This window comes from Clostridium sartagoforme AAU1 (genome assembly GCF_000401215.1).
GTDB classification, from domain to species: Bacteria; Bacillota; Clostridia; order Clostridiales; family Clostridiaceae; genus Clostridium; species Clostridium sartagoforme.
Map to the genome: position 1 here is coordinate 1 of NZ_ASRV01000037.1, position 22,836 is coordinate 22,836.

General features: G+C 27.5%; 23 protein-coding genes and 1 riboswitch. Of the genes, 1 reads left to right on the plus strand and 22 read right to left on the minus strand.

The window, feature by feature from the left end; genetic code table 11:
• The 10 genes from A500_RS03255 to A500_RS03300 form a co-directional block, all read right to left on the minus strand.
• A partial coding sequence (locus A500_RS03255) for a hypothetical protein (protein ID WP_016206160.1) occupies nt 1-294 on the minus strand: 294 nt, incomplete at its 3' end.
• Nucleotides 295-364: 70 nt separating this feature from the next.
• Entirely contained in the window at nt 365-1,696 is a 1,332-nt protein-coding gene (locus tag A500_RS03260) for a hemolysin family protein (protein WP_016206161.1), read from the minus strand.
• 367 nt (nt 1,697-2,063) lie between these two features.
• A complete protein-coding gene (gene sufU, locus A500_RS03265; RefSeq protein ID WP_016206162.1) occupies nt 2,064-2,495 on the minus strand; it encodes a Fe-S cluster assembly sulfur transfer protein SufU in 432 nt (143 codons plus the stop codon).
• Between the two features lie 5 nt (nt 2,496-2,500).
• Nucleotides 2,501-3,730 carry a cysteine desulfurase gene (locus A500_RS03270; RefSeq protein WP_016206163.1) on the minus strand — a complete coding sequence of 410 codons (1,230 nt, stop codon included), beginning with the start codon at nt 3,728-3,730 and terminating at the stop codon, nt 2,501-2,503.
• Nucleotides 3,723-4,829 carry a Fe-S cluster assembly protein SufD gene (gene sufD, locus A500_RS03275; RefSeq protein ID WP_016206164.1) on the minus strand — a complete coding sequence of 369 codons (1,107 nt, stop codon included), beginning with the start codon at nt 4,827-4,829 and terminating at the stop codon, nt 3,723-3,725. Before sufD ends, A500_RS03270 begins: the two co-directional genes overlap by 8 nt.
• Nucleotides 4,829-6,238 (minus strand): Fe-S cluster assembly protein SufB, encoded by a 1,410-nt coding sequence (gene sufB / locus A500_RS03280; RefSeq protein ID WP_016206165.1) that lies wholly within the window; start codon nt 6,236-6,238, stop codon nt 4,829-4,831. Before sufB ends, sufD begins: the two co-directional genes overlap by 1 nt.
• Nucleotides 6,239-6,254: 16 nt before the next feature.
• Complete coding sequence (gene sufC / locus A500_RS03285) at nt 6,255-7,007, minus strand: Fe-S cluster assembly ATPase SufC (RefSeq protein WP_016206166.1); 753 nt, start codon at nt 7,005-7,007, stop codon at nt 6,255-6,257.
• Between the two features lie 247 nt (nt 7,008-7,254).
• Complete coding sequence (locus A500_RS03290; protein ID WP_016206167.1) at nt 7,255-7,806, minus strand: GNAT family N-acetyltransferase; 552 nt, start codon at nt 7,804-7,806, stop codon at nt 7,255-7,257.
• A 132-nt stretch (nt 7,807-7,938) separates the two neighbouring features.
• Nucleotides 7,939-8,922 carry an alpha/beta fold hydrolase gene (locus A500_RS03295; protein WP_016206168.1) on the minus strand — a complete coding sequence of 328 codons (984 nt, stop codon included), beginning with the start codon at nt 8,920-8,922 and terminating at the stop codon, nt 7,939-7,941.
• Between the two features lie 218 nt (nt 8,923-9,140).
• Nucleotides 9,141-9,731: an NUDIX hydrolase gene (locus tag A500_RS03300; RefSeq protein WP_016206169.1), complete on the minus strand. Its 591-nt coding sequence runs from the start codon at nt 9,729-9,731 to the stop codon at nt 9,141-9,143.
• A 182-nt stretch (nt 9,732-9,913) separates the two neighbouring features.
• On the opposite strand from A500_RS03300, the gene A500_RS03305 reads away from it, so the two are divergent.
• Nucleotides 9,914-11,050 (plus strand): AI-2E family transporter, encoded by a 1,137-nt coding sequence (locus A500_RS03305; RefSeq protein ID WP_016206170.1) that lies wholly within the window; start codon nt 9,914-9,916, stop codon nt 11,048-11,050.
• 143 nt (nt 11,051-11,193) lie between these two features.
• On the opposite strand, the gene A500_RS03310 is transcribed toward A500_RS03305, so the two are convergent.
• The 12 genes from A500_RS03310 to A500_RS03365 all read right to left on the minus strand — a co-directional run bounded on the left by A500_RS03310 (nt 11,194) and on the right by A500_RS03365 (nt 22,830).
• Nucleotides 11,194-12,099: a Gfo/Idh/MocA family protein gene (locus A500_RS03310; RefSeq protein WP_016206171.1), complete on the minus strand. Its 906-nt coding sequence runs from the start codon at nt 12,097-12,099 to the stop codon at nt 11,194-11,196.
• Nucleotides 12,100-12,317: 218 nt separating this feature from the next.
• A complete protein-coding gene (locus tag A500_RS03315) occupies nt 12,318-14,018 on the minus strand; it encodes an HD-GYP domain-containing protein (RefSeq protein WP_016206172.1) in 1,701 nt (566 codons plus the stop codon).
• A 55-nt stretch (nt 14,019-14,073) separates the two neighbouring features.
• Nucleotides 14,074-14,208 (minus strand): cyclic lactone autoinducer peptide, encoded by a 135-nt coding sequence (locus A500_RS03320; protein WP_016206173.1) that lies wholly within the window; start codon nt 14,206-14,208, stop codon nt 14,074-14,076.
• Nucleotides 14,209-14,237: 29 nt separating this feature from the next.
• A complete protein-coding gene (locus tag A500_RS03325) occupies nt 14,238-14,867 on the minus strand; it encodes an accessory gene regulator ArgB-like protein (RefSeq protein WP_040436475.1) in 630 nt (209 codons plus the stop codon).
• Nucleotides 14,868-14,870: 3 nt separating this feature from the next.
• Nucleotides 14,871-15,329, minus strand: a complete 459-nt coding sequence (locus A500_RS03330; protein WP_016206175.1) for a hypothetical protein — start codon at nt 15,327-15,329, stop codon at nt 14,871-14,873.
• Nucleotides 15,330-15,361: 32 nt separating this feature from the next.
• Nucleotides 15,362-15,913, minus strand: a complete 552-nt coding sequence (locus tag A500_RS03335; RefSeq protein WP_016206176.1) for a DUF5317 family protein — start codon at nt 15,911-15,913, stop codon at nt 15,362-15,364.
• 184 nt (nt 15,914-16,097) lie between these two features.
• On the minus strand, nt 16,098-17,825 hold the full coding sequence (locus A500_RS03340) for an NADH-dependent [FeFe] hydrogenase, group A6 (protein ID WP_016206177.1): 1,728 nt from the start codon (nt 17,823-17,825) through the stop codon (nt 16,098-16,100).
• A complete protein-coding gene (locus A500_RS03345) occupies nt 17,825-19,729 on the minus strand; it encodes an NADH-ubiquinone oxidoreductase-F iron-sulfur binding region domain-containing protein (protein ID WP_016206178.1) in 1,905 nt (634 codons plus the stop codon). The genes A500_RS03340 and A500_RS03345 overlap by 1 nt, the downstream gene beginning before the upstream one ends.
• Before the next feature lies 1 nt (nt 19,730).
• Nucleotides 19,731-20,207: an NADH-quinone oxidoreductase subunit NuoE family protein gene (locus tag A500_RS03350; protein ID WP_016206179.1), complete on the minus strand. Its 477-nt coding sequence runs from the start codon at nt 20,205-20,207 to the stop codon at nt 19,731-19,733.
• 250 nt (nt 20,208-20,457) lie between these two features.
• Nucleotides 20,458-20,916, minus strand: coding sequence for an S-ribosylhomocysteine lyase (locus A500_RS03355; protein ID WP_016206180.1), 459 nt, complete (start codon nt 20,914-20,916; stop codon nt 20,458-20,460).
• A 56-nt stretch (nt 20,917-20,972) separates the two neighbouring features.
• On the minus strand, nt 20,973-21,866 hold the full coding sequence (gene metF, locus A500_RS03360) for a methylenetetrahydrofolate reductase [NAD(P)H] (RefSeq protein WP_016206181.1): 894 nt from the start codon (nt 21,864-21,866) through the stop codon (nt 20,973-20,975).
• Between the two features lie 234 nt (nt 21,867-22,100).
• Nucleotides 22,101-22,224, minus strand: a riboswitch (SAM riboswitch).
• A gap of 78 nt (nt 22,225-22,302) precedes the next feature.
• Nucleotides 22,303-22,830 (minus strand): GNAT family N-acetyltransferase, encoded by a 528-nt coding sequence (locus tag A500_RS03365; RefSeq protein WP_016206182.1) that lies wholly within the window; start codon nt 22,828-22,830, stop codon nt 22,303-22,305.
• Nucleotides 22,831-22,836 lie beyond the last annotated feature (6 nt).

Consider the following 22,836-nt stretch of genomic DNA (forward strand, 5'->3'; position numbering starts at 1 on the left):
TTTAATAGCTGTTTTTAATATTTCTTTATCAGTATCTATATTCATTTCTTTAAAGCTATTAAATAGTTCTAAAAACTTTCCCCATAAGCCTTCATCATATGGAACCTTAGATCCTAATTCTTCAATTTCTTTTACTATTAAATCTTTATTTTTTTGAACTGTTATCAATACCTTATCTAGAAGTTCTATAACTTTATAATCAACAGCTTTTTCTTTTAATTTTGCTATTTCATTTTCTCCCATTATAATTCCTTCTAATTCTTTATTAAGCACTTTTATATTTTCATCATGCATAATATCACTCTCCTTTATATTAGTTTAATAATATAAAGATTTATTATACATTAAAATCTATGCTACATTTCTATTCTTTGTTATTTTCTTCAGCTCTATTTTTAAGTTTATTATTTATAATCAAATGAATTTTATCTATTCTTCTATCATCTAATTTAACTAGCTTTAAAGTTATATTATCAAATTTTACTTCGCAATTTTTTGTGTTAGTTGGAATTTCTCCAAGTTTTTCAATAAAAAGTCCTGCTATTGTATCAGCTACCTCTGATTCTAATTCTATATCCAAATAATCACTTATATCTGATAATGTCATTAATCCACTAACTATATAATTTTCATCATCTATTTTTTCTATATCTAAATTATCATCATACTCATCTAGGATTTCACCCATTACTTCTTCTATAATGTCTTCCATTGTTACTATTCCTGAAAAACCACCATATTCATCTATTAAAATAGCTATATAAGCTTTCTTATCTTTTAATTCTTTAAATAAATCGTCTATGCTTTTTGTTTCTATAAAGAAACATGGATCTTTTATTAGCTCTCTTATTTTTACATTATCTATTCCCTTTTCAACTATATTTGCAAATAAATCTTTCATATGCAATATACCTATAATATTATCTACTTCATCTTCATAAACAGGTATTCTTGAAAAATTTTCATCTAAAATTTCTTTTATACAATCTCTAATATTTTCATTAACATCTAACAAAAATGTTTCTGTTCTTGGGGTCATTATTTTTTTAGCTGCTGTATCATCAAATTCTATTATTCCATCAATCATTTCTCTTTCTGCTTGATTTATTGCACCATTTTCCTCTCCTATTTCTATAAGACTTCTAATTTCTTCTCTTGATATTTGTTCTTCTATTCCTTCTGTTTTAAATCCAAATATCTTAAGTATTAGGTTTGTTGAAAATGATAAAAACCATACAAATGGTTTAGTTACTTTTGATATAAATAATATTATTTTTATAGAAAACATTGCAACCTTTTCTGAATTTTGAAGTGCTATTCTTTTAGGCACTAATTCTCCAAGAACTAGTGTTAAATATGAAATAGCTAAAGTGGTTAAAACTAATGCAATACTTTCACTATAAGGAATATTAATATTTTTTAATACATTTGCAAATCCACCTGAAATTGATGTTGCTGCTGATGCTGATGCAAAGAAACCTGCAAATGTAATTCCTACCTGTATTGTAGATAAGAAATTATTGGGTTCTTTAAGTATATCTCTTAATAATATCGCTTTTTTATTTCCTTCTTCTGCTAATATGTTTATTTTTGTTTTATTTAATGATACTATTGCCATTTCCGCTGATGCAAAAAACGCATTAACCATTACCAATATTAAAATTAAAATAAAACTACTCCCGGGACTTCCTTCCATTTATTCATTCTCCTTAAATTAAAATATAGTGAACTAATTTTACCATATATATGTTTGTTCTATCAAATACTTATTTATAACACAAAAGATTAAATAGTCTCAATTTTTCAAATTATTATGAAATACTTGTATATATTAAGCTATATCTTTTAAAAACTAATAATTATTATTTATATCTATATTAAAAAGTGGACATATGTAAATGTGCTTATTGCTCGCTTCGCTCCAAGTCAATATAAACTTACATACGTCCACTAAAAACTGAAGGAAGTAAATTATAAATAGTTATCAACATGATAAACTTTTTATAATTTCTTAAAGAGTTAAAAGAGGCGTATTAAAACGCCCCTTACTTAATAATCTAAAATTAATTTTCTTCACCTATAGCTTCTTTTAATGTATGCCATGCAAGAACAGCACATTTTACCCTAGCTGGCATATTTGATATATTTTTTAAAACTATAGCATCTTCTAATGCTTCAAGCTCTTCTTCATCACTTATTTCTCGCTTTATCATTCCAATAAATGTTTCTACAAGTTTTAAAGCTTCTTCTTTGTTCTTACCTTTAATAAGATCTATCATCATTGAAGTTGATGCTTGAGATATCGCACAGCCTTGACCAGTAAAAGCCAAGTCTTCTATTATATCTTTATTCATTTTTAATTCTAATGTTATTTCATCCCCACAACTTGGATTATGACCCTTTTCAGATAAATCTGGATTGTCTAGCTTTCTTCTATTATGTCTTGAAGTACTGTGCTCCATTATAAGCTCTGTATATATAGCATTTAAATCCATTAACATTACCTCCATTTTGAAAACATATCATATGTTTGTTTTACTGCTTCTATTAATCTGTCAACATCTTCTCTTGTATTATAGAAATATATACTTGCTCTAGATGTTGCATTTATTCCCATATATCTCATTAGAGGTTGTGCACAGTGATTACCTGCTCTTATACAAACTCCAAAAGTGTCAAATATTGAAGCTACATCATGTGGGTGAACCCCTTCTATTTCAAAAGATAAAACTCCACCTCTTTTTTCAATATCTTTAGGTCCATATATTTTCACATATTCAAGTTTACTCATTTCTTTATATGCATAAGTCATTAGTTCTTTTTCAATTTTTTCTATGTTCTCCATACCTATTCCATTTAAGTAATCTATTGCTTTTGATAACCCTACTGCAGCCTCGACATTTTGAGTTCCTGCTTCAAATTTATATGGTAATACATTAAAAGTAGTTTCTTGTTCATATACATACTCTACCATATCCCCACCAAACATTAAAGGTGGCATTTTTTCTAGTAATTCTTTCTTGCCATATAGTATCCCTATGCCCATAGGTGCTAATAGCTTATGTCCTGCAATTACTAAAAAGTCTGCATTTATATCTCTAACATCTACTTTTATATGTGGAACGCTTTGTGCTCCATCAACTATAACTACAGCTCCTTTTGAATGAGCATATTCCGCTATTTCTTTTACAGGGTTTATTGTTCCTAAAGCATTAGATACATGTGTTATACTTACAATCTTTGTTTTTTCAGTAATTTTACTTTTTACCTCTTCTTCTGTAAGTTCACCATTTTCATCAGTATACATATATTTAAGAATTGCACCTTTAGCCTTTGCTACTTGTTGCCATGGAATTAAATTTGAGTGATGTTCTGCAATTGAAATTACTATTTCATCACCTTCATTTATATAAGTCATTCCATATGACATTGCTAAAAGATTAAATGATTCAGTTGCATTTTTAGTGAAAATTATTTCCTCTCTATATTTTGCATTTATAAACTTTTTAACCTTTTCTCTTGCTTCATCATAAGCTTCCGTTGCGAGTACACTCAATTCATAAGCTCCTCTATGAGGATTTGCATTAGATTGTTCATAATAATCTTTTATAGAATTTATAACAGAATTAGGTTTTTGTGTTGTTGCAGCGCTATCTAAATAAACTATTCTTTTCCCATTTTTTTCTTTATTTAATGTAGGAAAATCCTTCAAAAAATCTATATTATTCATTATCTAAACATTCCTTTATGGAAGCTAAAATTGCTTCTCTTATATTTTCATTATCTATTTTATCTATTATTGGATTAAAAGCTCCTTCTATAATTATTCTTCTAGCATCATTATAGTTTAAGCCTCTGCTCATTAAATAGAATAGTTTTGCTTCATCTATTTTACCTGAAGCTGCTGCGTGTTCTCCAGATACATCATCTTCTTCACAAAGTAGTAATGGAAGTGCTTTTGCTCTTACTTTAGGAGATAGTATCATACAATATTCATCTTCTACTCCAACACTTCTTGTAGTTCCTCTTTTGAAATCAAGAGTTCCTCTAAATATTTTGCTTGCTTCTCCCTTTAGTGCTCCTTTAGTTGTTATCTCTGACTTACTTCTTCTTCCCTTATGAGTCATAACATAATTCATATCTATGACTTTTTTATCTCCACCTAAGTATATTGAACTAAGTGTTGACTGTGAATTATCTTCAAGTAAATCACCATGATAATTTGTTATACTGTTTTTCCCACCTAAATCTATTGAAACAAAATCAACCTTACCATTATATCCAACATCAGAAAGGTTTGAATCTAAATTCATGGTATTTTTATTTAATAAATTCACTTTAACAACTTGAATGTTACTATTGTCTTTACTAAATATCTTACAGACACCATTATGATATCCTTCACTATCATCTAATGAATTATATTTTATAATTACTTTTGCATTTGAATTTTCTCCTGCCACTATTAAAATATTATCTACTAAAGTGCTATTTTCCTTATCCATATTGAATTCTATAAGTATTGGCTCTTCTACATTAGCATTTTTATCTATATTTATTATATATCCCTTATTAAAATGAAGTTCTCCTTGCTTAACTATTTCATCTGAAACTCCATAAATAAATTTCTTATTTAATGGAAATACATTCCCCTTATTAAGTCTTTCTATTGTAACTCCTTGTAAATCATTACCAGTTATTTCATCATTATTAAAGTTTCCTATTTCAGGAGCTTTATAATCTTTCAATGTTACATCATTAACATTTAACCAGCTTTTAGTTCTTACAGGAGTCTTATTTAAATTATTGAAATTTAAATTACTATTCATTATCCAATGCTCCCTTCTAGTTCAAGCTTAATTAAATTATTCATTTCTACTGCATATTCTAGTGGTAATTCCTTTGATATAGGTTCAACGAATCCTCTTACTATCATTGATTTAGCTTCTTCTTCACTTATTCCTCTACTCATTAGATAGAATATAGCTTCATCACTAATTTTACCTATTTTAGCTTCATGTCCTATTTCAACATCATCATTCATTAAATCTATAACTGGTATAGTATCAGATTTAGATAAATTATCTAGCATCAATGATTCACAAGATACTACTGATTTAGAGTTATAAGCATTTGAGCTTACCTTTACAACACCTCTATAAGTAGCAGCCCCTCCATTTTTAGATATTGATTTTGAATTTATTGTTGAAGAAGTATTTGGTGCTGCATGTATTACTTTTGCTCCAGTATCTAAGTTTTGGCCTTTTCCAGCAAAAGATACTCCTGTAAATTCTGCTCTTGCACCTTCTCCTTTTAAAATACTCATAGGATAAAGCATTGATATATGTGATCCAAATGATCCTGATATCCACTCTATTCTTGCATTTTTTTCAACTATTGCTCTTTTTGTATTTAAGTTAAGCATATTCTTTGACCAGTTTTCTATTGTACTGTATCTAAGTGTTGCTCCCTCTTTTACAAATAATTCAACACAGCCTGCATGTAAATTTGTCATATTGTGCTTAGGGGCTGAACAGCCTTCTATAAAATGAAGCTTAGCTCCCTCTTCAACAATTATTAATGTATGTTCAAATTGTCCTGCACCTGGTGAGTTTAATCTAAAGTAAGATTGTAGTGGAATATCTACATTTACTCCTTTTGGTACATATACAAATGATCCGCCAGACCAAACAGCTCCATGTAATGCTGCAAATTTGTGGTCACTTGGTGTAACACATTTCATAAAGTATTCTCTAACTATATCTTCATGTTCCTTAATTGCTGTCTCCATATCTGTATAAATTACGCCTTGTTTAACAAGATCTTCTCTTATACTATGATAAACAACCTCTGAATCATATTGTGCTCCAACACCCGCTAATGATTTCTTTTCTGCTTCTGGTATTCCTAATAAATCAAAAGTTTTTTTAATATCTTCAGGAACTTCATCCCAACTTTCATGAAGTTTTGATTTTGGCTTAACATAAGTAACTATATTATCCATATCTAGTTCATCTAATGACGGTCCCCATGTTGGAAGTTTAATTTTATTATATACCTCAAGAGATTTTAATCTAAATTCTTTCATCCATTCTGGTTCATTTTTTTCTTTTGAAATGGTTTCTACGATTTCCTTTGTTAAACCCTTATCTGCTTTAAAATCAAATGTATCTTCATTTTTAACATCGTAGATTCCTCTATCCATATCTTCTACGTAGGTCTTATTCTTTATTTCCAAAGTGCTCACCTCCACACTATACTGATGCTTCTATCTTAAAAGCTTCATATCCATCTTTTTCAATTTCTTTAGCTAAAGATGCATCTCCAGTTTTAACTATTTTCCCATTAACTAAAACATGAACATAATCAGCTTCTAAATTTTCAAGTATCTTAGTATTGTGAGTTATTATTAAAACTCCGTTATTTTCATTTGCAAACATCTTTATACCTTGAGAAACTACTCTTATTGCATCTACATCTAGTCCTGAGTCAGTTTCATCTAATATTGCAAGCTTAGGGCTTAACATAAGCATTTGTAATATTTCGTTCTTTTTCTTTTCTCCACCAGAAAAACCCACATTTAAATATCTCTTTGAATATTCATTATCAATTTTTAATTCTTTCATATTATTCTTTAAATCTTTATCAAACTTTAAGAACTTAATTAATTGACCATCCTTAGCTATTTTTGCGCTTCTTATAAAATTTTCTACAGTTATACCTGGTACTTCTTCTGGATGTTGGAAGGATAAGAATAAGCCTTTTTTTGCTCTTTCATCAGTTTTTAATTCTGTTATATCTTCACCTTCAAATGTAATCTCACCTTCAACTTGTTTATATTTTGGATGAGCCATTAATGTATTAGCTAATGTTGACTTTCCTGCACCATTTGGTCCCATTATTACGTGAATTTCACCTTTATTTATTTTTAAGTTCAATCCCTTTAAAATTTCTTTGCCTTCTACTGCTGTTTTTAACCCATCTATATTTAATAAAACATCACTCATATTTACATCTCCTTAACGTGTTTTATGTGAATTTAAATCAATTCCTATTATTTCAGTCTGAATTAATTATATCATACTAAATAGCTCTGATTTAATCAAATTATATTTTTTTTAATTTTACCTATATGACATGATTATTTGCCAATAACTTTTATTAGCTTTACATTTCTACTTTTATTTTATTTTTATGCAAAAAATAAGGCTATTCAAAGGAATAAGCCTTTTTTTACATAATTTAACATATATTTTATAATTCTTTTGCTAATACATATCTTCTTAAGCCACCATATTTGATTTTTTCTTTTTCGATTTTATAGCCTAATTTTTCAAAAGTATTAACACTATATTTATTATATGGGGAAGCTGTTGAAGTTAATAGTTTAACTTTTTCATTTTTAGCTATATCCTCTATTTTTTCGCAAAGTATTCGTTGAAGTCCATTTCCTCTATAATCACTTCTAACTACCGTTGACTCAACTTGACCAACTTTAAGTAAGTTCTCACCTTCTAAATCTAAATCATACCCATAATTACCTTTATCATATCCCTTTTTTATATAAACGGCCATAGCAATTAATTCTTCTTCTTCATTTAAATAACCAATTATTTTTGCACCTTTTTGAAAATATTCTATAAATTCCTCTCTCTCTGTAGGGGCATATAATTGTTTGTCATCTAAATCTTGCATTATAATTTCTTGTAACTCTATTATTTGATCTATATAGCTTAAATCAAGCTCTTTGTATTTAGCATTAACTATATTTCCATTTTTATTTTTTAACCTTAGTATATCTATCATTTTACATCCCTCCTTATGTTTTATATAATATCATATTTCATTTACAATATTATTGTTAATAATAAAAGGAGATTAGTTTTATTTTTAACCTATTAATAAATACTATTTTTAATTCTTTAATTATTTTTTTAATTAATCACTTAAAAATTTAAATATTTTTTCTAAGTAAGGTATTAATATATCATCATTTTCTAAATAGAGTTCGTGCTTTCCATTTTCAAATCTAACAAGCTCACAACTTTTACACTTTCTTGAAAATTTATTTTCTCCTCTTGCACCTACTAAAGAATCTTTTCCTGCTTGAAAAATCAAAACTGGTATATCAATTTTTTCTAAATTTTCTCTTTTAAATATATATTTAAAAGATTTTAATGATTCATAAAGCCACCTAAATGAACCTCCACCTCTTTGTATCTTCTCATTGCTTATTATTTCTCTATAATATACGTTATATCTAAATTCATTTGATGTTGAAGCTAAAATAAAATCGTAAGTACTTTCAAATGGCATATTTCCAAATATAAATTCATCACCTTTACCTAATAATATGCTTACTTTAGCTATAATTCTCGCTATAAAATTAGGGATGTTTCCTATTGCTATTTCTAACATCGGACAAGATAAAATAGCTTTTTTGAAGCTTCCTGGATACTTTTCTAAAAACATCACCCCTATTGTACCTCCCATAGAGTGAGAATATAAATATATCTTATCAGTATTTTTAATTACTATCTTATCTATAAATACTTTAAAATCATTTACATAATAATTGAAATCTTCTATGTTTATTTGGCTTTCATGTTTTTTGCCTAATCTACCTGAACGTCCATGACCTCTATGTTCCATTATAAATACTGAATAACCTTCTTTTATAAAATAATATATTATCTCTCTATACTTTTCTATACACTCTGTAAAGCCGTGGGATATAACTATTTTTCCTATTTGATTTTTAGCTTTATACTTTTCATAATATATTTTTATATCATTTTCTCCCTTAAAATATCCTGACTCTTTTATATAAGAAAGTCTTTTTTTTACTTCATCTACTATATCTTCATCCATTCCAAAATTATAGAAATATTCTCTATTACTCTTTATACTTTTGTATTTCATATTAAGCACTCCTATACACAGTTAGTCCTTAATATTTTGTCTCTTTTATGAAATTTTATTTAAAAAGTAGAGATATGTATGTTTCCTTATTGAATAAATTCAATTCAGATCAACGTAACTTTACGCATATCAACTATAAATCTTAATAAAGTAATTAGGGAATGCCACAGACATCCCCTTAATTTAGATTATAAAAATTGTACGTCATCATCTATTAGTTAGCTTAATATAAAGCTTTGTATTGCCAGAAGTGCTTTAACATCTATATTTTCATTTGACTTTAAAAGTTCTTTTGCCTCTTCTTTAGAAATCAGTATAGCTTCTATATCCTCATCTGCTTCTAGATTTTCCTTGGAAATAATACCATCGCAAGTACATGAAACAAGTGCTACAGATTCATCCGTCATCCCTACTGAAACATATACTTTTTCTTTTGTTCTATTATAATCTATATTTACTAAATCTAGTCCTGTTTCTTCTTTTAATTCTCTTTTAGTTGCTTCTTCAAATCCCTCATTATTATCAACAAGTCCAGCTGGTAATTCTATTACATAATCATTTATAGGAACTCTAAATTGCCTTATTATTACTAATTTATCTTCTTTAATATGCTTAGCTATTATTACTACTGCATCAATTTTATCTTCTGTACCATGAAAAAACTTATTATTTATAGTATCTAAATCTTTTCTAGATGCTATAGTCCAATTTCTTAAAACTCCGTATTTGTTTGTATACTCTGCATTGTATAATTTTAAATATTTAGTATCTGCTAATAATTTTATATTCTCTAACTTTACTTTGCTCATTTTCTCAACTTCCTTACCTTTATATATATGTTTCAATTAATAATCTGAATTATTACAGTGTTATAATTCATTATATATATTTTTCTTTTATTTTACAAATAATTTAACCTTTATCACTAGTATTCTTATTCTTATTCATTTAAAATTATAATATAACTTTAAACAATGGAGGATTTTAAAATTTGAAAAATATAAGTAACAAGCTTAAACAGAATATTCTACTTGGAACATATTTAATAGCTCTTTATTTCATTCTTTTAAATATTAAATCTGTACTTAGTACTTTTGGGAGCATTATAGGTATACTTAAGCCATTTATTATTGCCTTTTGTATGGCTTTTATTTTAAACTTACCTATGACTTTCTTTGAAAATAAAGTGTTCAACTTATTAGATAATCAAAAATCAGGTTACGCAAGAAAATTAAAGAGACCATTATCTATTCTAGCAACCTTTATTACTGTTATAGGCCTTGTAATAGCACTAGCTTTATTTGTTATTCCTGAGCTTATATCAAGCATTTCTACACTTTTAAATGCTGTACCTGATTATGTAAGATCTTTTGAGAAACTAATAAATCAATATATATCATCAACAGAAATATTACAAAATGCATACGATACTTTAATGACAACTTGGAAGGAATTATTAAAAATAGTTGGTGGTTTATTAACAACTTCTCTAACAAGTATCTTAACTACAACTATCTCTATTACCAGTGGTGTTGTAAATTTTGTTCTTTCAATAGTTTTAACTATTTATATGCTTGCTAGTAAAGAAACCTTATTATATCACTCAAAAAAAATATTATATGCATTTGTATTTAAGCCATTAGCTGATAAGATAATTAGAGTTATTAGACTTTCTAATACTACTTTTTCTAAATTTATAACAGGCCAATGCATTGAAGCTGTTATACTTGGAATTCTATGCTTTATAGGTATGAATATTTTTTCTATGCCTTACTCCTTATTAGTTAGTGTTCTTATTGGAGTTACAGCATTAATTCCTGTTTTTGGTGCATTTATTGGCACAATTCCTTCTGTATTTCTAATTCTTCTAATAAATCCAATGCAAGCATTATGGTTTATCGTGTTCATATTATGTTTGCAACAATTTGAGGGAAATGTTATATATCCTAAAGTTGTGGGAAATTCTGTTGGACTTCCAGCAATTTGGGTTATGTTAGCCATGTTAGTTGGTGGTAGTACCCTTGGCTTAATTGGTATGCTAATTGGAATACCAGTATTTAGTGTGGCTTACCAACTTATAAGAGAGTACACAAATAAACGATTAGATTCAAAACAAATCAATTTATAATAAAAAAAATTAGACATATATAATGTTTCTTATAACTTACTTTCGATACAAGTAACTTAAACTTATATATGTCCAATTTAAAACTTAAGGAACAATAATAATAACTTATTTTACAAAATATTATATATTGTTCCTTGCCTTTTTTATATATTATCTATTTCATTTAATATTTCATCACATATTTTATGAGTCTTTATAGCATCTTCTATTGTTGGATTAGGCTGAATTCCTAGTCTCGCCGCATTAATAAATTCGTTTATTATACTTTCAAATCCTCTTCTATATAATATACTATCCCAATCTTTAAACGTTTTATTTTCTTCCATATTATTTATAAGTATCTTTGAATTCATTAAATTTCTAACTATTACCTTTTTTCCACATGAAGTGTACTCTAATTCTTCTTCATTTGCTCCACCATCTCTATTCATCATTGCTATACATGTAGTATTTTTATTTGTCATTGTAACAACAAGATTATAAATCAATTCATTTTTCTTTAATCCATTTACAATTATATTTTCTATATCGTCATCCATTAAAAATCTTAAAGTATCTATAACATGGATAAAATCATCTAAAACAAATACTTCAGGTGACTTGGGACTATTTACTCTATTTTTTTCTAATTTAATAACTGAAGGAGTTCCATAATTTTTAAGATCAGAATACATTGGTGCAAATCTTCTATTAAAACCTACCATTAATATCTTATTAACATCTTTAGCTAATTTACATATCCTTAAACTCTCTTCATAATTATAGCTTATTGGCTTATCAACATAAACATGAATATTATTATTTAATAACTTTTCTATTATCTCTACATGGCTTTCTGTAGCTGTATGAACGAAAGCTGCATCAATGTTCATATTAATTAAATCATCAACTGAAGATACAGATTCATTAATTCTATATTTTTTTGATAAACTATCTAATTTTTCTTTATTACGAGTACAAAATACTAGTTCTACTCCTTCTTTAGCTGTAATGACAGGTAAATATGCTTTTTCGCATATATTGCCTAAACCAATTATTCCTATTTTCATTGATTTCACCCCTCTATAAAATGCTTATTATGAATTATGAAGCAATTTTTTAGTGAAAAGTTAATAATGAAAGAGTGAAAAGTTAAGAGTGTTTTTCTCCATAAAACTTAAATTCAGCTTGTGCAAAGCACTCTTTATTCGAAAATCCCTTAAGGATTTTTTCCTTAACTTTTTTCACTCTTTCACTCTTTCCTTCTTCACTATTTTGCTTCCCAAAATTAAACAAGGCTATCTAATCTATCTTTATTTTCTTCTATTACTTCTATAAATTTTTCTGCAATAATAGGATCAAATTGAATTCCACTAAACTTTCTTAACTCTATAATAGCTTCTTCATAAGTTTTTCTTTTATTATAGGGTCTATTTGAAGTCATAGCATCAAAACTATCCACTACAGTTAAAACTCTTGCTAAATAAGGTATTTCTTCTCCTTTTAGACTTCCAGGATAACCTGTTCCATTATATTTTTCATGATGATGTAATATTATTGGAATCATATTTTGCAATGATTTTACAGGCTTTATTATTTCTACACCATTTTCCGGATGTTGTTTTAGCATATTCCATTCCTCAGGCAATAGTGGCATTTTTTTCATTAATACATCTTGAGCTATATTAATTTTACCAATATCATGCATATAAGCTCCATATATTAATGTATCTTCTTCTTCTTTGCTTAAATTTAACTTTTGAGCTAATAATCTACTATACAATACTACTCTTTCTGAATGTCCATATGTATATCTATCTTTAGCATTAATTACACTTATAAGTGTTTTGATTGATGTAACTAATTCCACATCTCTTTCATCAATATCATTTTTTAAATCATCTAATATAGATGTATATGTTTCAACTCGATTTTTATTAAAGAATTTTGCTCTATATAATGCATCATCTGCACTTTTTATAAGTTCTATATCACTTTTAGCTTTAACTGGAAAAACTGAAACCCCCATAGATGCTGTCAAAACTCCACTTGGCTGATTTTCCTCACCATAAAACTTAGTTTTCTCTATTACAGATCTTATTCTATCAGCTATTAATAATGCTTGCTCTTCTGTAGTATTTGGTAATATTAAAGCAAATTCCTCCCCACCATATCTGGCTGCGATATCTGTACTTCTTATATTTTTCTTTAATATATTTCCTATAGTTCTTAATACTTCATCTCCTCTTTGGTGTCCATATAAATCGTTATAATGTTTAAAATAATCTATATCAATAAATATCAAAGAAATATTTTCATTATATTTCCCTGATAATGAAACTTTCTCTTTTAATGTATCATGAAAATATCTATGGTTATATACTTCAGTTAAGCCATCTTTATTTACTAGTCCTTCTAATTGGTTAATATGCTCACCTTCAATTTTCACATAAAAACCTAATGGCCATGCTGTTAAAACAAAAATTCCTGATAGTATTATGTCATTTTGAAAAAACTTATTAACTCCTCCTGAATTAGTCAAACAAAAAATATCCATAGCCAGTATTAAAATTGAAGAAATTAATGAAACTGCTATCCCACTCTTTAAACCTAGTTGTATTGTTGAGCTAGTTATTATAAATAGAAATATGTATTTGTATTCACTTTCATTTCCTCCAGATATAATTACCGATATAAAGAAAATTGCAATAAAAACTAAATTTTCTATAAATATTACTTTTCTATATTTATCCTTATTTATTTTTTCTTCTAGCGAAAGTGCCCATAATAAGTACATAGCCAATAAAAATAGTAATATTCCTCCTACTGCTATAAGCATAAGCTGACGATATACCCAGTTATTTAAAACTTCCTCACCATTTAATAAATATTGAAAAAATATAATAGCTGTAAACAATAACGATGCTAATTTTACTATTGTTACTATATCATTAATCTCTTTTAATCTATTAGTTCTTATCCTCTTCATAGTCATCTTCTCTTTCTATATTAAATAAAGATCGGAAAATCCGACCTTTATTTAATTATTCATCTCTTAATGCCTTTGGCTCTTCTGGTTGGTACATTGACCATAAGCATGCAGAAGTAGATACTACAGATGCAATTACTGTAGCAAAAGCAGCTACTGCCATTAGTATTTTATTGTTTAATCTTTTCATTATTTTCCCCCTTATCATATTAAATATTATTATAAAAAGGAGTCTATTTTATCAACTATAATATGACCATATTTTGTTAAGGTAAATACCTGCCATAATGTTCCTATATAAATACCGGTAGAATAAACTAAAGATAAATTATTATTATTAACATAATAAATACTTATGTTAATAATTACAAAAATCATATAAATAGATAATATAATAATAGATCCTCTTTTTAACCTTTTTATTTTTTCTTCTTTTTTAATTGGCTTATTGGGACTGTCTACTGGTGCTAACTTATAAATAAGTATAAATGAAATAAAATATATTAAAATTCCTATAAAAATTATATAATTACTATTTAAGCTTATATTTTTAACTATATAAGCAGGAATTACAGAAATTAACACTCCTACAATAGCACAGTTAGTTGGAGTACTAGCATGTGCCCCTCCAGAAAACTTTCTTAATATAGCTCCACTAAAGGATATTATTAATGCTTCAATCATTACATTAAATATTGCTCCAGTTACAGCTACTAGTAATATAGATATTAGCATATGAAAGAAAGCAAATATTCCATACTCAATAATACTTCTTGTATCTTCATCTAAGTTTAATTCTCTTTTTAACTTATTAGATATATTCTTACTTATAACTTCTAAATTCATAATTATTTAAACAGCCCTTTTTTTCTTTTTACTTAACATATAAAACATCAACACTATAATCCCAGTAATTATTAAAGAAGGTATACCTAAAATAGTTTTGTAAACTGGATCTATCAATAAAACATCTAAATTGAATTTAAAAATATTAAGAATTAAAACATTTAATAATTCTGAAATTAATTGTATTAAGTATATAAGTATAATACTCTTTATTCCAGCAACAACTTCTATCTTGTTATAATAAATTATTATAAATAATAATATTAAAACAGATAAAATCATATGAACTCCATAATTTATTGGTAGCATTCTAGTAAAATATACTATTAAAGAAAATGCTGTACTTGTAATTAAATACTTTATCTTATTCATATTTGTTCTAGAAAAAATATAAATTGCAAATATAACTAAAAAACCTTCTGGTAGCGTTCTTAATATAAATTCTATTGGTTGTAACTTTAACATATTTATTCTCCTCTTTTATTATCTTTTATTTATTAAATAACTTTTTCATTAGTTAAATTTAAATACCTTACACTGTTGTATATTATAATAAATACAAATACTCTAATAAATATATCTCCTAAACTAAAAATACTATATCCAACATCGAATATATCAGTTAAGAATTTTAATTTTGTGGAAGAATCCCCTAATATATGTATATCGTTTATTTTATCAAAAGCATCATACTTCATATATCCTGTTAAATACGATAAGCTCGGAAATACAGGCATATAACCATTATTTACCGAAATTGCTATATCATTTAATATTCCTCCAATTATGACAAATATGGAGCCTACAACAGCAGAAACATACTGCCTGTACATAAATATTAATGGTAAGTATGAACATAGGTATAATGTTTTCAATATTTTCACATAATTAATTACATTATAATTTTCTGCGAAAATATTAGCTTGTACAATTAAACAGATTATTTCCATAAGAATAATAGGGTAAAATGCCCAAGCTTTAAATAAGGGTTTTATTTTCATTTTTTTTATTTGACAAAATATTAGTGAGATAATTACAGTTTCTAGCATAGTGAATATTCCTTTACTCCTAATAAAATATAAGACCATATTATCTGTTTTTTCATAAAGTAATTATACTATTTACTGCCATTGCTTACCATACATTTTTTGTAATTTTTTAAAATTTAACATATTATTTATGTATACTACTTAAAAATAGGTAAAAAATAGGGAATTTAATCCCTATTTCCACTTAATACCTTTTATTATATTTTACATGTAGAATCTTATGAGCTATATCACTATTAGGATTAATTAGGTAGTCCCTATACAACTCTTTTATCATAGGATTTTCATGAGATTTTCTAATTGTTTTTTCTTTGTCTTCCATATAAATAGAATCCATTCTTTTTTTCAATATTTCTCTATTAGATTTAATATAGGGTTGCCCTCCACCGTTAATACATCCGCCTAGACATGCCATAACCTCAATAAATTGATATTTTGAATTTCCTGCTTCAATATCTTCCATTATTTTTTTAGCATTTCCAAGGGAACTAACTACAGCTATATTAACTTCTACACCATCAAAATCTATCTTAGCTTCTTTAATACCCTCTAAGCCTCTAACAGCTTCAAAATCAACTTTATCTAGAGTATTACCTGTTATCCATTCATATGAAGTTCTTAGAGCTGCCTCCATAACTCCACCGCTTGTGCCAAATATAGCACCTGCTCCACTTGATGTTCCTAATGGGTTATCAAAGCTCATATCCTTTAGATTTACTATATCTATTCCAGCTTCTCTTATTAGCTTAGAAAGCTCCCTTGATGTTATTACTAAGTCTACATCCTTTATTCCCATTGAATCCTTCATTTCTTCTCTATTAGCTTCATACTTTTTAGCTATACATGGCATAATAGATACAACTGCTATATCATCTTTATTTACTCCTAATTTATTTGGTAAATAGTTTTTGGCAATTGCTCCAAACATCTGTTGTGGAGATTTACAGCTTGAAATAAGTTCAATATTATCACTATAATTATTTTCTGCAAATCTTATCCATGCTGGACAACAGCTTGTAATAAGAGGTAAATTTTCACCTGAAATAAATCTTTTTAAAAACTCATTTGCTTCTTCCATAATAGTTAAATCAGCTGCAAAATCTGTATCAAATACTAAATCAAAGCCTAATAGCTTTAATGCAGCTACTATTTTACCTGTAGATAATTTTCCAGACTCAACTCCAAATTCTTCTGCTAATGCATATCTAACTGCTGGCGCTATTTGAACCATAGAATACTTATTGCCATCTAGTATTTCCCAAACCTTATTATGATCAATTTTTTCCCTCAACGCTCCTGTAGGACAAACGGCTACGCATTGTCCACAATAAGTGCAATTAGTATTTTCTATTCCTTCATTCCAAAAGGTAGAAATATTACTTTCAAAGCCTCTGTTAGCTACTGTTATGACATTTACTTTTTGAACCTCGTTACATGCAGTAACACATCTTCTACATAATATACATTTTTCTCTATCTCTTACGAAGCTATCAGAAATATCTAAGTCATATTTATTTCTTTCACCTTCATAATAATTTTCAAATATACCAAGTTCAGAAGCTAAGCTTTGTAATTCACATTTGTTATTTTTTTCACATTTAAGACAATCCATAGGGTGATTCGATAATAAAAGTTCAGTTATAGTTCTTCTTGCTTTAATTGCCTTTAAAGAATTAGTCTTAACAGACATTCCTTCTCTAATTTCTGTAGCACAAGCAGGTACTAACCCCTCTTTTCCTTCTATTTCAACAAGACATACTCTACAAGTTCCTTTACAGTTTCTTGTTTTTCCATCTACCATATACATATGACATAAGGTTGGTATATTTATATTTATCTTTTTTGCTGCATCTAAAATACTTGTCCCTTTTTCTACTTCTATATTAATATTGTTTACCTTTGCATTCACCATTAATTCTCACCTCCCAAGCTAGTTTTAATTATAGCTTTAGTTGGGCATGCTTCAAAGCATAGTCCACATCTTATACATTTATCAATTTCTATAAAATGCTTTTCTCTAAGCTTTCCTTTAATAGCTAATACAGGACAAGCTCTTAAGCACTTAGTACATCCAATGCAATCATCTGTAATATCAAATTTTACTAGCTGTTTACAGACACCAGCCTTGCATTTTTTATTTAAAATATGCTCCTCATATTCTTCTCTAAAAAACTTAATAGTGCTTAATACTGGATTTGGTGCGGCTTCGCCTAGTCCACATAAAGATGCATCCTTTACAACTTCGCAAAGTTCTTGTAACTTATTTAAATCTTCTTTTTTTGCTTTTCCATTAGTTATATTTTCTATTATTTCTAATATTCTTTTATTGCCAATTCTACATGGAGTACATTTTCCACATGACTCATCAACACTAAATTCCAAATAAAACTTTGCTATATCTACCATACAATTATCTTCATCCATTACTATCATTCCTCCAGAACCCATCATCGATCCGATAGCTGTTAATGTATCATATTCTATTGGAAGATATAAATACTCTATAGGAATACAGCCTCCTGAAGGTCCTCCAGTTTGTATTGCCTTTAACTCCTTATCATCTATTAAGCCACCACCAATTTCATAAATAATATCTCTTATTGGAATTCCCATAGGTACTTCAACTAACCCTACATTATTTATATTTCCTGCTAAGGCAAATACCTTTGTACCAGTTGATTTTTCTGCACCAATATTGCTATACCAACTAGCAGTATTGTTAATTATTTGACTAATATTCGCAAAGGTTTCCACATTATTAACACAAGTAGGCTTTTGCCATAATCCCTTTTCTGAAGTTCTTGGAGGCTTCATAGTTGGTTCTCCTCTTTGGCCTTCAATTGAATGTATTAAAGCAGTTGCTTCTCCACATACAAAAGCTCCAGCACCATACTTAATTTCAATATCAAAATTAAATCCTGTATTTAATATATTTTCTCCTAATAAACCAATTTCCCTAGCTTGGCCAATTGCTATTTTCAATCTATGAACTGCTAATGGATATTCTGCTCTAATATAAATATATCCCTTACTTGCCCCTATAGCATATCCACAAATAGCCATTGCTTCTAATACACAATTTGGATTTCCTTCTAATATAGCTCTATCCATAAAAGCTCCTGGATCGCCTTCATCAGCATTACAAATTACATATTTTACATCACCTTTTGCTCTTCTTGCAGCTTCCCACTTTCTACCTGTTGGAAATCCTCCGCCTCCTCGGCCTCTAAGTCCTGATTCACTAATTTCCTTTATAACATCTTCTTGTGTCATAGTTGTTAATACTTTTCCTAACGCTGTATAAGCTCCTATCCCTAAAGCTTCTTCCATATTTTCTGGATCTATAACTCCACAGTTTTTTAGTGCTATTTTTACTTGCTTTTTATAAAAAGGAATATCTTCTTTTACTTTTATTCTTTCTTTTGTTTCTTTATCTTCATAAAGTAATCTCTCAACTACTCTTCCCTCTAAAATATGACTTTCTATTATTTCTTTAACGTCCTCTTCTGTTACCTTTATATAAAATACCTTATCTGGCATAATTTCTATTACTGGGCCTTTTGCACAAAATCCAAAGCATCCAGTCATTATTACTTTAATTTCATCTTTTAAATTTAGCCTATCTATTTCTTCATTGAAAGCTCTGCTAATATTATCAGCATTTGAAGCTTTACATCCTGGTCCTCCACAAATTAATATATGTCTTTCTTTTATTTCACCATTATTATATTTTTCAGGATTCTCTCTAACCTCTATATTCTTTTTAAATTCTTGAACTCTTTCTAATAAATCATTGTAATTATTTATTCTCTCCATATTAACCTTGCTCCCTTAGATTATTTATTAATTCATTTACTTGAGGTTTAGTAAAATATCCATAAACTTTATCATTTACAAGCACTACTGGTGCAATAGCACATGATCCGACACATCTTAAAGTATCTAAAGTAAATAATCCATCTTTGGTAGTTTCGCCTTCTTTTATGCCTAATATCTTTTTAAAATCCTCTAATATATCACAAGCTCCTCTTACAAAACAAGCAGTTCCTGTACATATACTTATTACATATTTGCCCTTTGGTTCAGTTGAAAAGTAGGAATAAAATGTTACTACACCATATACTTTAGATGCTGGTATATTTAACATTGAAGCAATATACTCCTGGACTTCTCTTCCTAAATATCCATATAAACCTTGTGCATGATGAAGTACCGCAATCAAAGAACTTTCATCATCATTCCCATTCTGGATAAATAATTCTAACTCCTTAAATTTACCACATGTATTTCTCAAACTATCTCCCCGTATCTTTTTCTTAATATTATAAATTTTCAAAATATTTTAATAATTAAATGGTATCATATTTCTATTTATTTTGAAATATGTAAAAATTTATATATTCACTTTATTTATTTAATATTATGTTTGATCATTATTTCTACATAAAATAAAAGAGTTATATTCTATATAATATTTATTAGAATGTAACTCTTTTATGTATAATTTTTATTTTTGTTATTAAAATTTAATTATTAATTTTCTTTTATTCTTCGCCATAAATATTTAATGAAAAACCAGATTTCAATGCTTCTTTAGTATATTCTTTTGCTCCAAATAATGATAAATCCTTATAGTTTCCACATTGAATTTCATTAGCTGCTGGTATTTCTTTTGCATTCAAAATTTCTTTTAATGAAAATTCCAATTCACTCTTTATTTCATAAGGTTCTATATCTCCCCAAATAGTCAAATAAAATCCTGTTCTACATCCCATTGGTGATAAATCTATTATTCCTTCTAATCTTCCTCTTAATTCATGAGCTAGAAGATGTTCTAATCCATGCATTGCTGCTGTACCAAAAGCTTCTTTGTTAGGTTGTAAAAATCTAATATCAAATTTAGTTACCTTATCTCCTTTTTCCCCTGTTAATAAACAACACTTTCTAATATAAGGAGCTTTAACTATTCTATGATCTAATTCAAAACTTTCTACCTTTTCCATATTTCATCCTCCATATAGATATTTAACTTTTTTATTTAGTATCATATATATATTAACTAATTTATTACTTTTTCACAATTATTAATAGTATCCAATATAGAAAATATATTTGTACTTATTCTCTTAGCAACATATGCATTATTCATTGTATATAAATGGACTCCATCAACACCACTTGATATTAAATCTATTATTTGCTCAATAGCATATGCGATTCCTGCATCTCTTAAGGCTTCTGGATTATATTCGTATTTATTCATTATTTTGATGAACTTTTTAGGTAGTTTAGCTCCACATAACGATACAATCCTTTTTATTTGTTTAGTATTAATAACAGGCATTATTCCTGCTTGTATTGGAATATCTATATTGTACTCATTAGTTTTATCTAAGAAATTATAAAAATACTCGTTATCAAAAAACAGTTGAGATATTAAATGCGTTGCTCCTGAATCTTGCTTTTTCTTCAAAATTTTAAATTCTGTATCTAAATCTACAGTATTTAAATGCCCTTCTGGATAACAAGCTCCCACTATATTAAAATCATTTCTTTTCTTAATGTGACTTATAAGATCACTTGCATAATTAAATTCACTAATTCCATCATAATTACTTGGAATATCTCCCCTTAATGCCAATATATTTTCTATTCCTGATTCCTTTAAATTATTTAGTATATAATCAACTTGAGTTTTAGTTGAATTTATACAAGTTAAATGCGCTAAAGCCTCTATACCATATTTCTTTTTTACTACTGAAGAAATTTCACATGTCATATTCTTTGATAAACTCCCACCTGCCCCATAAGTTACACTAATAAAATCTGGCTTTAGATCTTTTAATTCCTCTAAGGTATTGTAAATTATATCGATTTTTGATTCTTGCTTTGGTGGAAATATCTCAAAAGAAAAAACCACCTCTTTTTCATTAAATAAATTCTTAATATTCATATTTTCCCCCCATTTTATTGCTTAAATATTTTAACAAAAGCGCAAAACACTTTTTAAGTTCACAGTTTACAAGGCATAATTCACAGTTGTTTATTTAGTGAATACTTGATAAGAAGTAGTGAAAATTATAGGAATAATTCACCAAAATTAAGTTTTAAAAACTATTATAATTTTTTAGACAATAAAAAATACCCAAAGATAACACTTGGGTATTAATATATTGCCTATAAATTACCCTTATCTAACAGGAATTAGCACCACACAATAGAAATATATAAATTAAAATCACTTATTACATTTCACCTTTGTAGGTTGCCGGGTTTCTCAGGGCCAGTCCCTCCACCACTCTTGATAAAGTCTTAGTATATTCTTTTTATAATTATAAAGTATTTTATATCTTGTGTAAATAATACTATTAATTAAATATGGCTAATCTTTAGTTATCATCTTTAAACATAGCCATAATTATTTCATCATAATATCTTCCATTTCTATATATCTCTTTTTTTAATATTCCTTCTTCTTTAAATCCAACCTTCTTATAACATGCTATTGCTCTATTATTAAATGAAAATACATTAAGTTTTATTTTATTCATGTTAACTTCTTCAAAAATAAACTTGATTAGTACTTTTAGTGCATCACTTCCATATCCCTTGCCCCAATATTCTTTATCTCCAATCATTATTCCCACTACACAAGTTCTATTTTTTACATCACATTCATTAATACTGCATCCGCCTATATATTTTCCAGTTTTTAAATCCTCAATTGCAAAATCATAAGTAAAATCCGTATTTGCTTTTCTACTTCTTACCCACTCTTCTTCTTGCCATTTAGTCATAGGAAATGGGATTGCAGAGTCCATAAGTTTTTTTACTTCTTCATCATTTATATATACTGTTGCCTTTTCTATATCTTCTTCCTTATATGCTCTTAGTTTTACTAACTGACCACTGTACATAATAAC

What these genes read in the sequence shown, in the direction of transcription:
- A500_RS03260 (WP_016206161.1), bottom strand. Translation starts at nt 1,696, where the DNA reads ATGGAAGGAAGTCCCGGGAGTAGTTTTATTTTAATTTTAATATTGGTA.
- sufU (WP_016206162.1), bottom strand. Translation starts at nt 2,495, where the DNA reads ATGGATTTAAATGCTATATATACAGAGCTTATAATGGAGCACAGTACT.
- A500_RS03270 (WP_016206163.1), bottom strand. Translation starts at nt 3,730, where the DNA reads ATGAATAATATAGATTTTTTGAAGGATTTTCCTACATTAAATAAAGAA.
- sufD (WP_016206164.1), bottom strand. Translation starts at nt 4,829, where the DNA reads ATGAATAGTAATTTAAATTTCAATAATTTAAATAAGACTCCTGTAAGA.
- sufC (WP_016206166.1), bottom strand. Translation starts at nt 7,007, where the DNA reads ATGAGTGATGTTTTATTAAATATAGATGGGTTAAAAACAGCAGTAGAA.
- A500_RS03290 (WP_016206167.1), bottom strand. Translation starts at nt 7,806, where the DNA reads ATGATAGATATACTAAGGTTAAAAAATAAAAATGGAAATATAGTTAAT.
- A500_RS03295 (WP_016206168.1), bottom strand. Translation starts at nt 8,922, where the DNA reads ATGAAATACAAAAGTATAAAGAGTAATAGAGAATATTTCTATAATTTT.
- A500_RS03300 (WP_016206169.1), bottom strand. Translation starts at nt 9,731, where the DNA reads ATGAGCAAAGTAAAGTTAGAGAATATAAAATTATTAGCAGATACTAAA.
- A500_RS03310 (WP_016206171.1), bottom strand. Translation starts at nt 12,099, where the DNA reads ATGAAAATAGGAATAATTGGTTTAGGCAATATATGCGAAAAAGCATAT.
- A500_RS03315 (WP_016206172.1), bottom strand. Translation starts at nt 14,018, where the DNA reads ATGAAGAGGATAAGAACTAATAGATTAAAAGAGATTAATGATATAGTA.
- A500_RS03320 (WP_016206173.1), bottom strand. Translation starts at nt 14,208, where the DNA reads ATGAAAAGATTAAACAATAAAATACTAATGGCAGTAGCTGCTTTTGCT.
- A500_RS03330 (WP_016206175.1), bottom strand. Translation starts at nt 15,329, where the DNA reads ATGTTAAAGTTACAACCAATAGAATTTATATTAAGAACGCTACCAGAA.
- A500_RS03335 (WP_016206176.1), bottom strand. Translation starts at nt 15,913, where the DNA reads ATGCTAGAAACTGTAATTATCTCACTAATATTTTGTCAAATAAAAAAA.
- A500_RS03340 (WP_016206177.1), bottom strand. Translation starts at nt 17,825, where the DNA reads ATGGTGAATGCAAAGGTAAACAATATTAATATAGAAGTAGAAAAAGGG.
- A500_RS03345 (WP_016206178.1), bottom strand. Translation starts at nt 19,729, where the DNA reads ATGGAGAGAATAAATAATTACAATGATTTATTAGAAAGAGTTCAAGAA.
- A500_RS03355 (WP_016206180.1), bottom strand. Translation starts at nt 20,916, where the DNA reads ATGGAAAAGGTAGAAAGTTTTGAATTAGATCATAGAATAGTTAAAGCT.
- metF (WP_016206181.1), bottom strand. Translation starts at nt 21,866, where the DNA reads ATGAATATTAAGAATTTATTTAATGAAAAAGAGGTGGTTTTTTCTTTT.
- A500_RS03365 (WP_016206182.1), bottom strand. Translation starts at nt 22,830, where the DNA reads ATGTACAGTGGTCAGTTAGTAAAACTAAGAGCATATAAGGAAGAAGAT.